Below are 14418 nucleotides of genomic sequence, written 5' to 3' on the forward strand. Positions count from 1 at the left end.
CACCGGAACGCGGGAGGTGCAAGCGGCTGTCGACAGGTTCAGGGAATCCAGACCGGATCGTGCCGGGTCAGCCGGTCGAACGCCTGGGCATGCAGCGCCGGGGTGGCGGCCGCGAGAATGGCGCCTTCGGAGGCCAGCGTCAGGGGGCGCCCTTCCCAGTCGGTGATGGTGCCGCCAGCCTGTTCCACGACCGGCACAACGGCACAGATGTCATGGGGGTCGAGATCGGGCCCGTTGAGGCAGAGGTCGATCTGGCCCCGGGCCAGAGCGCCGTAGGCCAGGCAGCCGCCGTCATAGACCGTCATGCGCGCCGCCTGGGCAATGGCGTCGGCGGGCTCGCGCATCTCTTCAGGGAAGGAGGCGGGGTTGGCGATGGCGACCGTGGCCTGTGACAGGGCGGTGGTCTGGCGTGCCGCGATGGCCGTGCCGTTGAGCGTGACGCCGAGGCCTTCGGCCGCGGCATAACGGGCCCCGGCGAGGGGCTGGTCGATGATCCCCAGCACGGGCCGGCCCCGGTGGCAGAGCGCGATCAGCACGCCGAAATTCATCAGCCGCGCACCGAACTGCCGTGTGCCGTCGATCGGGTCGATGACCCAGACGAATTCGCGGTCGAGCGCCGCGCCGCCGAATTCCTCGCCGAGGATGCCGTGGTCGGGGTGGCGGGACTCCAAAACCTCGCGCAGGCGGGTCTCGATACGGGTATCGGCCTCGGTCAGGGCCGAGCCGTCGGCTTTGAAATCTGTCACGGCCGGGCCGAACCAGACCTCGCGCGCGATGGCCCCGGCGATGTCGGCGAGGTGATGCGCGGTGTCCAGGCAGGTGTCGAGCGGCGGCGCGCTCATTTCCACGCGAATTCCGGCTGATCGAAATGGGCGACGCGGGTGGCGAGCCCGCGCATGGCAACCTCGCGGAACTGGTAGAGCACGGCCGCCGTGGGCGCGTACATTGTGTGGCCGAGCGTGGGAAAGAACGCCGACAGGACCGGATGCTCGCTGTGCGGGCGCAGGTCGAGCAGGGGGATCTTGTCGCTGTCGACCTCGCGGAGGGGCAGGGTGTGAACCTCGGCCACTTCCGACGGGTCGGGCGTCATGCCCGAGATATCCTCGCACCAGAAGACATGCGGGATCATGGCGAAGCCGGAGCGCGTGGGATAATCGTCGAGCCGGCCGATGAGGTCGGTTTCGGCGATGTCGAGGCCAAGCTCTTCCTGCGTTTCGCGGATCGCGGCCTGAAGGGGCGTTTCACCCGGGTCGAGGCGGCCGCCGGGCAGGGCGTATTGCCCGCCATGTCTGTTCAGCCGGGGCGGGCGCAGGGTGACCAGCACGCCGGCCTCTCCGGGCGGTTCGGCCGGGGCGACGATGATGGCGACGGAGGCGAGCCGCAGATCGCCGGTGCGGGCGCTGGCCTGGGTGAAGCGGGCGAGGTGGGTCTCCATGTCTGACCGAAGCGCCCGGGTGAAGGCGTAATCGGGCTCTGTCGGCATGTCTGTCATTGGCTGCTTTTCCTGTTGGCTTCCGCATAGTGGAACAGGTCTGCCCGCCGGTGTCGAGCCTATAGGCCGGACTGGCGGATCACACGAACCAGGTCGGGCCGCCCGGCGCTTCGCCATGCTGAAGCCAGAGGTTGAGGGCAGGGTGGTCATGCGTGGTCAGGGCATGGGGTTCGGACGGGCCGTGGGTGATCGGCGTGCCGGGGGTGGCACGGGTGTCGGTATCCGTGGTCGCCTGCCAGAAGACCGCGCGGCTGTCGCTTACGGGCAGGTAGATCTCGTCGGCGAGATGGGCGTGCGGCGGGTAGGCGACGTGCGGCCCGAGCAGGTTGCAGCCGACGAGGGCCCCGTCGCTGCGGGCGATGACGGCGTGCGCGAACCTGTCCTTGAGGATCGGATGAGAAGGGTAGTCGGCGGTCCATGACAGGTGATGGACGAGGGCGGTCAGGCGGTCGGCGATCGCGGCGATGGACCCGGTGGCCGGGCAGAGGGCTATGGCGGCAGGCAGATGGGCGCAGGCGGGCGCGGGTGTGAAGACCTGCGGCGTGGCGTGCCAGCGTTGCGCTTCGAGAGCGGCTACGAGATCGGGGTGGCTGGATCGGAGAAGGCGCAGGATAAGGAACAGAAGGTCTTTGCCAGGGTCAACTGTCATGGGGGTTCCACATTGGCCGTTGGGGTGCCGCTCGGGCGTCGAAAGCCGACGCATCAGCGCCCTTTGTCCGGCACACCATCCTGCGTCGTCAACATGTTGTAGGGGGGAAGTGGCGGACCGAGGAGGATTCGAACCCCCGACCCCCTGATTCGTAGTCAGGTACTCTATCCAGCTGAGCTATCGGTCCGTGGAGACGAGCATCTAGACGGTGCGGGAAGTCATTGCAAGGGGGTGCGTTACAAAATTGTCAGGCGGATTTCGGGGCGTGGGGCAGGCGGATCTCGAAGGTCGTGCCGGTCTCGTCGGTGCGGGTCAGCGCGAGATCGCCGCCATGGCCGCGCACCAGTTCCTGTGCGATCGACAGGCCAAGCCCGGTGCCGCCCTTGGTGGCCCCGCCATGGAAGGGCTGGAACAGGTGCTCGCGCGCCTTGGGCGGCAGGCCAGGGCCGGTATCGGTGACGGTGATGAGACAGGCGCCGTCCTCGTCATAGGCGGCGATTCCGATCTCGCCGGGCTTGCCGGTGTCGATGATCGCCTGCCGCGCATTGCGCACGAGGTTCGACAGCACCCGGTGCAGCTGTTCGCCATCGGCCCGCACGGTAAGGCGCGACGGCACGTCGGCCGAGAAGCTGATTCCCGACTCGCCCACCGCGAGGCGTTCGCTTTCGATGACATCGTTCACGAGGTTGTCGAGGTCGATGTCTTCCAGCTTGGGCGCCGGTTCCTCGGCCCGGCCGTAGGCGAGGGTGGACTCGCACAGGTGCACCGCGCGGGTGATCGAGTTCACCAGCTTGGGTGCCATGCGCTTGACCTTGGGGTCGTCGCTCATCTCGATCCGGTCGGTGAAAAGCTGGGCCGAGGTCAGGATGTTGCGCAAATCGTGGCTGACCTTGGCCACCGCACCGCCAAGCTGGGCCAGCCGCTCGCGCTGTTTCAGCGCATGGGTCAGCTGGGTCTGCAGCGTCTGCAGCGCCTCTTCGGCCTCGCGCAGCTCGGTGACACCGGCGGAGGGGGCGATGATCTGGCGCGCGTCCTCGGGGGCGGCGGCATAGGATTGCATGTGGCCCACCACCCGGCGGATGGGTTTGACCAGCAGGCCGCGCACCGCGAGGAACAGAAGCGAGGCGGTGAAGACCGAGATCACCGCGGACAGCAGCAGGATTCGCAGGCCATAATCGATCATGGCGCTGCGCAGGGGCTCGGATTCGAGCGTGACCTCGATCAGCAGGCCGGCCATCTGCGACGGCTCGCCGATCACGCGGATCACCCGCGGCGTCGGGTCGGCCAGCGCGGCGAGCGCATCGCCGATCAGCTCGAACGGAGCCGGGTTGCGCAGGTCATAGGTGGCATAGATCGGCGAGGGGATGGGCGAGCTCAGCACCAGCTGCCGGGCCGCATCGCGCCGCAGCACCACGTTGAAGACGCCTGCGTTGAGCAGCAGCTCCTCCTGAAGTTCGTCGGTGATATCCTCGTTCGCCAGCAGCGCCAGCGAGGCGATCTGCGCCCGCTCCAGCCGGGACATCAGGAAATCCTCGCGGAACCGGGCGACGGACGGCACGAAGATCAGGATCTCCGCCAGCATGACGAAGATCGCCGTCAGTACAAGGAAACGCCCCGATAGGGTCTTGAAAAACCGCATATGCCGTCCGGTTCAGGGGAGCCAGCGCTGCACCAGCCCCACGATTTTCTTCACCAAAGGATTATCAAACAGTCGCGGAGAGAAATAGGCCCCGGCGCCAGCTTTGTTGATCTCGCCAAGAGTGGGGTAGGGCGCGACCATCCCGGCGATCTGGCTCATTTTCAGCTTGTTGGCAATGGCAAGCGCCCAGAGGCCGATCTGCTCGCCCGCCTGCGCGCCCACGATCGACGCCCCGACCGGCCGGCCGCGCACCACCATCACCTTGAGAAAGCCCGTGGTCTTGCGCTCGGCGATGGCGCGGTCGTTGCCGGCATAGTCGACGCGGAACACCTCGAGATTGCCGCCATGGGCCTTGCGGGCCTCGGCCTCGGACAGCCCGACCTGCGCAAGCTCGGGGTCGGTATAGGTGGCGTGGGGGATATGGGTGGTCCTGGCTTTCGAGGGGATCCCGAACAGGATCGACCGGATGACGACGTTGGCGTGGTAGCTGGCCACGTGGGTGAATTGCAGCCCGCCCGCGACGTCGCCGATGGCATAGACCCGGCGGTTGGTGGTTCTCAGTGCGCTGTCGGTCTTGATGCCGCGCTTGGTGGTCTCGATACCGGCAGTGTCGAGCGCGAGACGGTCGATATTGGGCTTGCGGCCCACGGCCAGCAAAAGGTGCGAGCCCTTGAAGCTGCGGCCATCCTCGGTTTTCACCTCGATGGCGCCGGCTTTGCCGCCGATCTCCGAGGCCTGCGCGTCTTCGGCGATCTCGACGCCCTCGTCGCGCAACTGGTCAAGGACGATGGCGGCAAGCTCGGGGTCGTCCTGCCCCATGGCCTTCGCGCCTTCGATCACGGTGACCTTGCAGCCCAGCCGCACATGCGCCTGCGCCATTTCCATGCCGATCGGCCCGCCGCCGATGATCAGCAGGTGCTCGGGCTTCTCGCGCCGGTCGAAGAGGGTTTCGTTGGTGTCGTAAGGCACCGTGTCGAGCCCCGGAATGGGCGGCACCAGCGGCGAGGAGCCGGTGGCGATGACGATCCGGCGGGGCTTGATGATCGTGTCGCCGGCTTTCACCTCCCGGTCCGAGATGAACGTGCCGTAGTCCCGGATCACCGTGACGCCGAGCTTCTCGAAGCGCTCCTGGCTGTCATGGGGTTCGATCGTGGCGATGGCATGGGCCACGTGCTCCATCGCGGCGGCATAGTCGACCTTGGGGGTGACGCTGGCCACGCCGAAAGGCTCGGAATGCGCCTGTTGATAGGCCGCCTTGGCGCTGGCGATGAGGGCTTTCGAGGGGACGCAGCCGAAATTCAGGCAGTCGCCCCCCATTTCGTGGCCTTCGAGCAGAACCACTGAGGCGCCCATCTGCACGGCCCCCGACGCCATGACAAGGCCGCCGGACCCGGCGCCGATGACAAGAAGGTCGGGCGTCAAGCGCTTGGTTTCAGACATCTTTCTTCCCTCGTATCGTTTTTATGATTATGGGCAGTGCCGCCAGAACACACAGGCCGAGGATCGGCCCGATCACCTGCGGCTCCCACAGAAGCGAGAGATCGGGGCTTTCGCCGCGGTCGAACACCTCGCCGACCCCCACGCCGATCCATGTGAAGACCAGTGCACCGGGGATGATCCCCAGCACGGTGGTATAGACGAAATTCACGAACCGCACCCCCACCAGCGCCGGCAGCAGGTTGGCCACGAAGAACGGCACCACCGGCACGAGGCGCATCAGGAACAGCACGCTGACCTCGTTGTCGTGAAGGCCCGTCTTGATCTTCTTCAGCGTGCCTTCGGAGGTTTCGATCTTCTGCGCCAGCATCCGGCCCAGCCCCCAGCGCGCGGCGAGGAAGATGGCGACGGCGCCAAGGCTGGCGGCGGTGACGTTGAACACGGTGCCGAGCGCCAGCCCGAAGAGAAACCCGCCGGTGACCGAAGCCACCGCCGCCCCGGGCAGCGAGAAGGCGACGATTCCCACGTAGACCGCCATGAAAGCCAGCGCGAGGCCGGTGAAATTGGCGTCGCGGAACGCCAGCAGTGCCTCGCGGTGCTCGCGCAGGGTGTCGAAACTGAGCAAATCGCCCAACGTGAAATACCCGATCACCGCCGCTACCGCGATGACCGCAAGCGGAATATGACGCGAGAGGGGCCGCCGGGCCCCCTGGCTGACCTGTTCCATATCCTTGTCCGGTTTGATGTGCGTTACCCTTTTCCTGTATCCTAGATGCGCGATGGCGGCCGCGCGCGAAAGAGGCATCACGCGGGGGTGATCCCGGGTGAGGGAAATCCGGGCGCTTCCCGTGCAAATGCCGGAAAAACCGGGTTTTTGTAACAGCCGGGCACGCAGAGTCGCGCTTTTTGTTGCAAAACCGCCCGGGCGGGTTTGACTTGGCTCCGATGCCCGACTATAGACCGGGCTTCGAAGCATTCCCCGGGCTGCGCCGATTCCGGCTGACGGCCCCGCAAGACCGGAGACCGGAGCGATGAAACGCACCTTTCAACCCTCGAACCTGGTTCGCAAGCGCCGGCACGGCTTCCGTGCGCGCATGGCCACCAAAGCGGGCCGCAAGATCCTGAACGCGCGCCGCGCCCGTGGCCGCAAGTCGCTGAGCGCGTAAGCCTCAGCCTTCAGGTTCACGAGATCATGGCACCGCCGGAGGCCCCCGTCGACACAACGGGGAATTCGCCCCCGGCGGTGTCTCTTTGCGTCCAGCGTCTGCGCAAGCGGCCCGATTTCCTGGCCCTGAACCGCGCCCGTCGTCAGGGCACCGGCACCATGCTGGTGCAGGGGCGCGACCGGGGCGATGGCGATGCCACGGTGCGCGTGGGCTTCACCTGTTCCAAGAAGGTCGGCAACGCCGTGGCCCGCAACCGGGCCAAGCGGCGCCTGCGCGAGGTGGCGCGGCTTCTGCTGCCCGAGCACGGGCGGCCCGGTTGGGATTACGCGCTGATCGGGCGGGCGGAGGTGACGGCGTCGCGCGATTTCCAGGACCTGCAGCGCGATTTCCTCTATGCGCTGCGCAAGCTGCACGGGCCCGCATGAGCCCGTTTGCCTATATTCTCTCTCTGCCGGTCAAGGCGTACCGGCTGGTGTTTTCCCCATGGGTGGGCTGGCATTGCCGCTATCAGCCGACCTGCAGCGCCTATGCGTTGGAGGCCCTGGAAAAGCACGGAGCGATCAAGGGCGGCTGGCTCGCGCTGCGGCGGATTGCGCGGTGCAACCGGTGGGGCAGGTGCGGCTATGACCCGGTGCCCGAGCGGCGGAACCGAATTCTTTGAAAGAATTCGGGACGTTTTCTTTTCAAGAAAACGGCGCCGCGCCGGACGGTTGACCATGGCACCATCCGGAAAATTGAAATTTTCCGGGCCGTTTTCTTCAAAGAAAACGGGCGCGTAGATAGCTTGGCCTCAACCGGTGGAGGCTTTCGGTTCGGCATGGCCAATCGTCCTCGGCTCGGGACAGGCGTGCCGGGCACATTCCAGCTCCAGCGTACAATGCCCGATCCCGAACGCATCCGATAGCATCGCACGACAACGCTCCTTGATGGCGTCAGCCTGAGACCATTGCCCCTCGAGGATGATGACATGGCAGTCGAGCGCCGGTTGATGCTCCTGCATCTGCCAGAGATGCACATGATGGACATCGCTCACCCCCTCGACCTTCCGGATATGATCGATCACCGCCTCTGTCTCGATCCCCGGCGGGCTGCCCAGCATCAGAACCCGGATCACGCCGCCGATCTCGGCCAGAGAATGCCACAGGATATAAGCCGCGATCAGCAGGGTGACCGCCGGGTCGATCAGCCGCCAGTCGTAGAGCAAGATCAGCGTGCCCGCCACGATCACCGCGACGGAGCCCATCGCGTCGGCCAGGTTGTGCAGAAAGGCCGCCCGGATATTGGCGCTGTCCTTCGACATGGCATAGGTCAGCAAAGCGGTGACCGCATCGACGACAAGCGCGATGCCCGCGATGATGACGATCAGCCAGCCATCGACCGGCTGCGGGTCGAAGAAGCGGAACGCGGCCTCGTAGGCCAGGTAGAGACCGATCATGATCAGCGTGGTATAGTTGATCAGCGCCGCCACCATCTCGGCCCGGCCATAGCCGAAGGTCATCGCCGCATCCGCCGGCCGCCGTGCGATCTTGCGCGCGACGAAGGCGATGATGAGCGAGATGGCGTCGGAGAAATTGTGCAGCGCGTCGGCAATCAAGGCGAGGCTGCCGGCGAAGATACCGCCGATGACCTGCGCCAGTGTCAGGCCGAGGTTGACGGCGATGGCCCAGAAGACGCGGGCATCGCCGGCCTCGGGGTCGACATGGTGATGGTGGTGGTGGCCGTGATTGTGGTGATGACCGGACATCGCGGACGGATCCTTTCGGCCGGAAAACTTTCACACTCCCCCGGGGAGTGCAATGAGCGGACGCGGGCGGGTCTAGCCTTGCGCCCGGGCGTGGAAGATGAAGCCAAGCAGGTTCAGCAGCACCTGCGCCGCGAGAATCGAGGTGCCGCCCGTCGGGTCATAGTCCGGCGCCACCTCGACAAGGTCGATGCCCACCACCTCGTGCCGTTGCGCCACCTGCTGCAGGATCTCCAGCACGTCGTAATAGAGAAACCCGCCATGGCTGGGCGTGCCCGTGCCCGGCGCGATCGAGGGGCAGAAGGCGTCGATATCGAGGGTGATGTAAACGCGGGCGCCCTCCGGGATGCGGTTCGCCGTCGCCTCGGGCCCCAGCTTGCGGACCTGCCGCACCGACAGGATGTCCGATCCCATGGCGCGGGCGTCTTCATAGCCTTCCTTCGCCGTGGAACTCACGTTGCGGATGCCGATCTGGGTGAGGCCGGTGACATAGGCCTTCTCGGCCGCACGGCGCATCGGGTTGCCGTGACCGAAGCGGACGCCGTGACGCTCGTCGACGAAATCGAGATGGGCGTCGATCTGAAGGATGTGGATATCGCCCTGATCGTCGAAGGCGTTGATGCAGGGGATATTGACTGAATGATCGCCGCCGATCACCACCGGCAAAGCGCCCGCCTTGAGGATCGCCCGCACGCCCGCCTCGATATTGGCGTGGCTCTTCATCGTATCGGTATGCACGATATCGGCGTCGCCGATATCGACGATCCGCACGTCGCCGGGCAGGTAGGTCACGTCGTCCTCGTGGTCATAGGCCCCGGCATGGCCGAAGCTGAACAGCGTCGAGGCCTCGCGCACGCCCCTTGGCCCGAACCGTGCTCCCGCCCGCCATTGCGTGCCGAAATCGAAGGGCGCGCCGAGAATGGCGGCATCGGCCTCGATCGCCGTCCAATCGGCCACGTAGGGCCGCTTGCCGAAGGTGGAAATCCCCACGAAGGGCAGGTCGAGCCGCCCCGCCTCGTAACCGTGTGTCGTCATGTTGCTGTCCCCGTGAACGTGGCGTGTCCGGTCAGGGTGGCGGCAAATCCGGCCCCCGGCAAGGGCGGACGGCACGGCGCCCGCTGCAACCCGGCCTTGTCCCGGCGCCGACGAATTGGCCTTTCACCTTCCAGCGATCCATGCAATAGGGAAGCGCCAAACGATCCCGGCCATGGAGACCCCCAATGGAGATTCGTGAGGCGCTGACCTTCGATGACGTTCTGCTCGTACCCGCCAAGTCCAGCGTGCTGCCCAGCACCGCCGACACCCGGACGCGCGTCACCAAGTCGATCCACCTGAACATTCCGCTGCTGAGCTCGGCCATGGATACCGTGACCGAATCGCGCATGGCGATCACCATGGCGCAGGCCGGGGGCATCGGGGTGATCCACCGCAACCTGACCGTCGAGGAGCAATCGCGCGAAGTCCGGCGGGTGAAGCGGTTCGAATCCGGCATCGTCTACAACCCGGTGACGCTGACCCCGAACCAGACGCTGGCCGATGCCAAGGCCCTGACCGAGCGCTACGGCTTCACCGGCTTCCCGGTGGTCGACGAGAAACGCCGGGTCGTGGGCATCGTCACCAACCGCGACATGCGCTTTGCCACTTCCGACGACACACCGGTGCACGTGATGATGACCTCGGACGACCTGGCCATCCTGCGCGAGCCAGCCGACCGGGAAGAAGCCAAGAACCTGATGCGCGCCCGCCGGATCGAGAAGCTTCTCGTCACCGACAAGGATGGCAAGCTGACCGGGCTTCTGACGCTGAAGGATACCGAACAGGCCGTTCTGAACCCCACCGCCTGCAAGGATGACCTCGGCCGCCTGCGCTGTGCCGCGGCCTCGACCGTGGGCGATGCCGGGTTTGAACGCTCGGCCGCGCTGGTCGATGCCGGGGTCGACATGATCGTGATCGACACCGCGCATGGCCATTCCGAGGGCGTGGCCCAGGCCGTGGAACGGGCCAAGAGCCTGTCGAACGAGGTGCAGATCGTCGCCGGCAACGTGGCGACCGGAGAGGCCACCCGCGCGCTGATCGACGCGGGCGCGGATGCCATCAAGGTCGGCATCGGCCCGGGCAGCATCTGCACCACGCGGATGGTCGCGGGCGTGGGCGTGCCCCAGCTGACCGCGATCATGGATTGCGTCGCCGCGGCCAACGGCACCCCGATCATCGCCGATGGCGGTATCAAGTTCTCGGGCGATTTCGCCAAGGCCATCGCCGCCGGCGCCTCCTGCGCCATGGTGGGCTCGATGCTGGCGGGCACCGATGAAAGCCCGGGCGAGGTGATCCTCTACCAGGGGCGCACCTTCAAGGCCTATCGCGGAATGGGCAGCCTTGGCGCCATGGCCCGCGGCAGCGCCGACCGCTATTTCCAGAAGGATGCCGCCAGCGACAAGCTGGTCCCGGAAGGGATCGAGGGGCAGGTGGCCTACAAGGGCACCGCTTCGGCCGTCGTGCACCAGCTGGTGGGTGGCCTGCGCGCGGCGATGGGGTACACCGGCTGCGCCACGGTCGAGGAGATGCGGAGCAACTGCAACTTCGTCCGCATCACCGGCGCCGGGCTGAAGGAGAGCCATGTGCACGACGTGCAGATTACCCGGGAAAGCCCGAACTATCGGATCGGGTAAACACATATTTTCCAAAGTGTTGTGCGACGTTTCTAAGGTAACGATATGACCCCCGGCGCCCGCGTTGCGGCGGCAATCGAGATTCTCGACCAGGTGCTTGACGGCCAGCCCGCCGAGCAAAGCCTGACGCGATGGGCGCGCGGCGCACGCTATGCCGGCTCCAAGGATAGGGCCGCCGTGCGCGACCACGTCTTCCAGGCGCTGCGCTGCCTGCGGTCATTCGCTTGTCTCGGTGGCGCCCGCACCGGGCGGGGGCTGATGATCGGCGCGCTGAGGGACGAGGGTGCAGACCCGGATACGGTGTTCACCGGCGAAGGACATGCCCCGACGCCCCTGAGCGACGCGGAACGCACCGCCGGATCGGCGCCGGAGTCGGAGGGCGACCGGCTCGACCTGCCTGACTGGCTGGTCACGGCCTTCGGCGCGTCGCTGGGCGAAGCGGCGGAGCCGGCTGCCCTGGCGCTCCGGGCCCGGGCCCCGATCACGCTCCGGGTCAATCAAAGCCTGAAGAACAGGTCACAAGCTATTGCAATGCTTTCAGAAGATGGCATACAGGCAACTCCCCTCGACATTGCCAGCACGGCCCTGATCGTGCATGACGGCGCCCGCCGGATCAACGGCTCCACGGCCTATCGCGACGGGTTTGTCGAGTTGCAGGACGGCAGCAGCCAGGCCGCGATGGAGGCGCTGGACATGCCGGACGGTGCCAGGGTGCTCGACTACTGCGCGGGTGGCGGCGGCAAGATCCTCGCCCTCGCGGCCCGGCAATCCGGCACGTGGTTTGCCCACGACGCCGACCCCCGGCGGATGAAGGATCTGCCTGCCCGGGCCGAAAGGGCAGGCTGCACCGTCAGTTGCCTTTCCACCCCGGATACCGTGGCGCAGGCGCCCTATCATCTCGTTCTGTGCGATGTGCCCTGTTCCGGCAGCGGTACATGGCGGCGCGCGCCAGAAGCCAAGTGGCGCCTGACGCCCGAGCGGCTCGCGGAACTGACGGGCCTTCAGGCCGCAATCCTGTCGGAGGCCGCGACGCTGGTACGTCCGGGCGGTGTTCTGGCCTATACGACCTGCTCCGTCCTGGCCTGCGAGAATGCGGACGTGATCGCGGAATTCCTTTCGAATTCAGAATGCTGGACACTGGAGTTCGACCGCTCATGGCCGATTTCCGATGACGGTGACGGCTTCTATCTGGCCCATCTTCGCAAGCCCGCGTGACAGGTGGCGCAACCTTGACGTGTGAGCCGCTCTGTCGTTAAGTCAAGTTTAAGTATTTTGCGAAAAACAGAAGAGGACACTGTTTTTCTTGCGGGGCTGAAACTTGCACTTCGACACGGCCGACGGGCCCACCACGCATCGCGCTGCCGCCCAGCTTCGCCCCAGGGGCAAGGCCATTCTCGGGGCAGCGCTGCTCTTTGCCGCGGCGGGTCTTCTGGTGGGCGGCGGGCTGGTGCAGCTGACATTCATCCTGACCGCGGTGCTGCTTGCGCTGGTGTCGGCATGTATCGGGGTCGTGGCGCAGCGCGCCGATCGGGCGGTCCGCTCGTCCGTGCGGCAGATCTCCGATCTTGCCGGGCACGACCCGATGCCGGTGGCACTCACCGGTCCCGACCTGGTTCTGCTCTACGCCAACGACGCGGCAACGAGCTGCTTCGGCGGCGAGGGGCAAACCACGCTGACCGGGCTGATCGACGCGGAAATCGCCAATGTCTCGGCCTTTCTGTTCGAAATGGAGCGGGATGCGCGCACGCGCGGATCGGCCCGGCGCGAGGTCTTGCGGCCCGACGGCCGGCTTTCGGTCACCGCGCTTCGCACGGGTCCCGGGCTCTGCCTCTGGCGCATCGACCTCGAGACAGGCGGTCAAGGGCAGGCCGCGCTGGCCGGGGCTGTGCCTGTCATCCATCTCGGGCCGGATGACGAGGTTCTTTCGGCCAATGCGGCGGCCCATGCGCTGCTGGGTGCACATGTGGACAAGGTTGACCGGTTCTGCCCCCGCGCACAGCTTCGCACGGGGCATATCAACGAAATCGTTACGGAAAGCGGCACGACGGACTGCCTGGCGGCCGACTGGCCACGCGACGATGGCTCGCGCGACGTCTACCTCTTCCCGGCGACCGGCCCGGCGGAAAAGGCGCCCGATGGCTGGGCGTTCTTCGATTCGCTGCCCGTACCGCTCCTCAAGCTCTCGCGTGACGGGCGGCTGCTGATGTCGAACCGGCCGTCGCGCGCCCTTCTCGGCATCGATAGCGGAGAAGGGCGGCGCCTGACCGATGTCCTGGAAAGCCCGGGCCGGCCGTTGCCCGACTGGCTCGACGATGCGGCGGCGGGCCGCGGCACGGTGCAGGCCGAGATTGTCCGGGTCCGTCGCGAAGATCGCGAAGTGTTCGTGCAGGTGGCACTGACGCCGGCGGTGGATAACGGCGAGTCGGTCCTGATCGCGGTGCTGCATGACGCGACCAAGTTCAAATCCCTCGAAGCGCAATTCGTGCAAAGCCAGAAAATGCAGGCGATTGGCCAGCTTGCCGGTGGCGTGGCGCATGATTTCAACAACCTCCTCACCGCGATTTCCGGGCATTGCGACCTGCTTCTCCTGCGCCACGATCAGGATGACGGCGATTATGCCGATCTCGTGCAGATCAGCCAGAATGCCAACCGTGCCGCGGCGCTGGTCAGTCAGCTGTTGGCCTATTCCCGGAAGCAGACCCTGCGCCCCAAGATCATGGACCTGCGCGAGATCCTGTCCGACCTGACGCACCTGCTCAACCGGCTGGTGGGGGAGAGGGTGACGCTCGAGGTGATCCACGACCCCGATCTGTGGGCGGTGCGGGCCGACAAGCGTCAGCTCGAGCAGGTGCTGATGAACCTCGTGGTCAATGCCCGCGATGCGATGCCGGATGGCGGCGACATCATCATCAGGACCTGCAATCGCGTCCTGAAAGAGCCGCTCAAGCGCGACCGCGCCGTGGTTGCGCCGGGCCGTTACGTGGGCGTCACGGTGGAGGATTGCGGAAACGGCATCGCGGCCGATCACCTCGGCAAGGTGTTCGACCCGTTTTTCACCACCAAGCGCCCCGGCGACGGCACCGGGCTGGGCCTTTCGACGGTCTACGGAATCATGAAACAGACCGGCGGGTTCATCTTCGTCGACAGCACGCCGGGCGAGGGGACACGCTTCATGATGCTCTTCCCGGCCCATGACGTTCTGGTGCAGAAATCACTGCCCGTCGAAATTCCCGGACTGCGCGAGCCCCGGGGGCAGGGCATGGTTCTTCTGGTCGAGGACGAGGCGCCAGTGCGGGCCTTCGCGAGCCGGGCGCTCAAGATGCGGGGCTTCACGGTGATCGAGGCCGACTCCGCCGAAACCGCGCTTGAACTGCTGAAAGACGAAAGCCTGCATATCGACGTCTTCGTCACGGATGTGATCATGCCGGGCATGGACGGGCCGACATGGGTGCGGGAGGCGCTCACGGCGCGCCCGGAGACGCAAGTCGTCTTCATCTCGGGTTACGCGCCCGAGACCTTTGCCGATACCCAGACCGAGATTCCGCACTCGGTCTTTCTGCCGAAGCCGTTCTCTCTGTCCGAACTCACGGAAACCGTTCAGACGCAGATGCGCGCCTGAAACGTC

The 14418-nt window shown here is 66.2% G+C and carries 14 protein-coding genes and 1 tRNA gene; 6 read left to right on the forward strand and 9 right to left on the reverse strand.

All coding sequences use genetic code 11. The features are described 5' to 3' along the window. Nucleotides 1-38: 38 nt before the first annotated feature. The 7 genes from RIdsm_RS13005 to RIdsm_RS13035 form a co-directional block, all read right to left on the reverse strand. Nucleotides 39-842 carry an inositol monophosphatase family protein gene (locus tag RIdsm_RS13005; RefSeq protein ID WP_057815567.1) on the reverse strand — a complete coding sequence of 268 codons (804 nt, stop codon included), beginning with the start codon at nt 840-842 and terminating at the stop codon, nt 39-41. Further along, nucleotides 839-1492 carry an NUDIX hydrolase gene (locus RIdsm_RS13010; RefSeq protein WP_057815565.1) on the reverse strand — a complete coding sequence of 218 codons (654 nt, stop codon included), beginning with the start codon at nt 1490-1492 and terminating at the stop codon, nt 839-841. The genes RIdsm_RS13005 and RIdsm_RS13010 overlap by 4 nt, the downstream gene beginning before the upstream one ends. A 79-nt stretch (nt 1493-1571) precedes the next feature. After that, the gene (locus tag RIdsm_RS13015; RefSeq protein WP_074939753.1) at nt 1572-2141 is read right to left on the reverse strand and encodes a dimethylsulfonioproprionate lyase family protein; all 570 of its coding nucleotides are present in this window, start codon (nt 2139-2141) and stop codon (nt 1572-1574) included. Nucleotides 2142-2251: 110 nt separating this feature from the next. After that, nucleotides 2252-2328, reverse strand: a tRNA-Arg gene (locus tag RIdsm_RS13020). A 60-nt stretch (nt 2329-2388) separates the two neighbouring features. Next, nucleotides 2389-3780, reverse strand: coding sequence for a sensor histidine kinase (locus RIdsm_RS13025; protein WP_057815561.1), 1392 nt, complete (start codon nt 3778-3780; stop codon nt 2389-2391). A gap of 12 nt (nt 3781-3792) precedes the next feature. Beyond that, entirely contained in the window at nt 3793-5220 is a 1428-nt protein-coding gene (locus RIdsm_RS13030) for a dihydrolipoyl dehydrogenase family protein (protein WP_057815557.1), read from the reverse strand. After that, entirely contained in the window at nt 5213-5944 is a 732-nt protein-coding gene (locus RIdsm_RS13035; RefSeq protein ID WP_057815555.1) for a TVP38/TMEM64 family protein, read from the reverse strand. Before RIdsm_RS13035 ends, RIdsm_RS13030 begins: the two co-directional genes overlap by 8 nt. A 304-nt stretch (nt 5945-6248) precedes the next feature. Here RIdsm_RS13035 and rpmH point away from each other — a divergent pair, with 304 nt between their 5' ends. From rpmH to yidD, 3 genes are read left to right on the forward strand one after another with little or no spacing between them, the layout of a single operon-like run. Continuing rightward, nucleotides 6249-6383, forward strand: coding sequence for a 50S ribosomal protein L34 (gene rpmH / locus RIdsm_RS13040; protein WP_012177012.1), 135 nt, complete (start codon nt 6249-6251; stop codon nt 6381-6383). A 26-nt stretch (nt 6384-6409) separates the two neighbouring features. Beyond that, complete coding sequence (gene rnpA / locus RIdsm_RS13045) at nt 6410-6808, forward strand: ribonuclease P protein component (protein WP_057815553.1); 399 nt, start codon at nt 6410-6412, stop codon at nt 6806-6808. Further along, a complete protein-coding gene (gene yidD / locus RIdsm_RS13050) occupies nt 6805-7044 on the forward strand; it encodes a membrane protein insertion efficiency factor YidD (RefSeq protein WP_057815551.1) in 240 nt (79 codons plus the stop codon). The genes rnpA and yidD overlap by 4 nt, the downstream gene beginning before the upstream one ends. Nucleotides 7045-7173: 129 nt before the next feature. Here yidD and RIdsm_RS13055 read toward each other — a convergent pair whose 3' ends face one another. Both RIdsm_RS13055 and speB read right to left on the reverse strand, forming a co-directional pair. Further along, complete coding sequence (locus RIdsm_RS13055) at nt 7174-8127, reverse strand: cation diffusion facilitator family transporter (protein WP_057815549.1); 954 nt, start codon at nt 8125-8127, stop codon at nt 7174-7176. 72 nt (nt 8128-8199) lie between these two features. Then, nucleotides 8200-9159, reverse strand: coding sequence for an agmatinase (gene speB, locus RIdsm_RS13060; protein ID WP_057815547.1), 960 nt, complete (start codon nt 9157-9159; stop codon nt 8200-8202). Nucleotides 9160-9344: 185 nt separating this feature from the next. On the opposite strand from speB, the gene guaB reads away from it, so the two are divergent. From guaB to RIdsm_RS13075, 3 genes are all read left to right on the forward strand, one after another. Next, nucleotides 9345-10793 (forward strand): IMP dehydrogenase, encoded by a 1449-nt coding sequence (gene guaB / locus RIdsm_RS13065; RefSeq protein WP_057815545.1) that lies wholly within the window; start codon nt 9345-9347, stop codon nt 10791-10793. 45 nt (nt 10794-10838) lie between these two features. Next, a complete protein-coding gene (locus RIdsm_RS13070; RefSeq protein ID WP_057815544.1) occupies nt 10839-12008 on the forward strand; it encodes an RsmB/NOP family class I SAM-dependent RNA methyltransferase in 1170 nt (389 codons plus the stop codon). A 103-nt stretch (nt 12009-12111) separates the two neighbouring features. Next, entirely contained in the window at nt 12112-14412 is a 2301-nt protein-coding gene (locus RIdsm_RS13075) for a PAS domain-containing hybrid sensor histidine kinase/response regulator (RefSeq protein WP_057815543.1), read from the forward strand. Nucleotides 14413-14418 lie beyond the last annotated feature (6 nt).

Origin of the sequence: Roseovarius indicus, from assembly GCF_008728195.1 — a bacterium.
GTDB lineage: Bacteria > Pseudomonadota > Alphaproteobacteria > Rhodobacterales > Rhodobacteraceae > Roseovarius > Roseovarius indicus.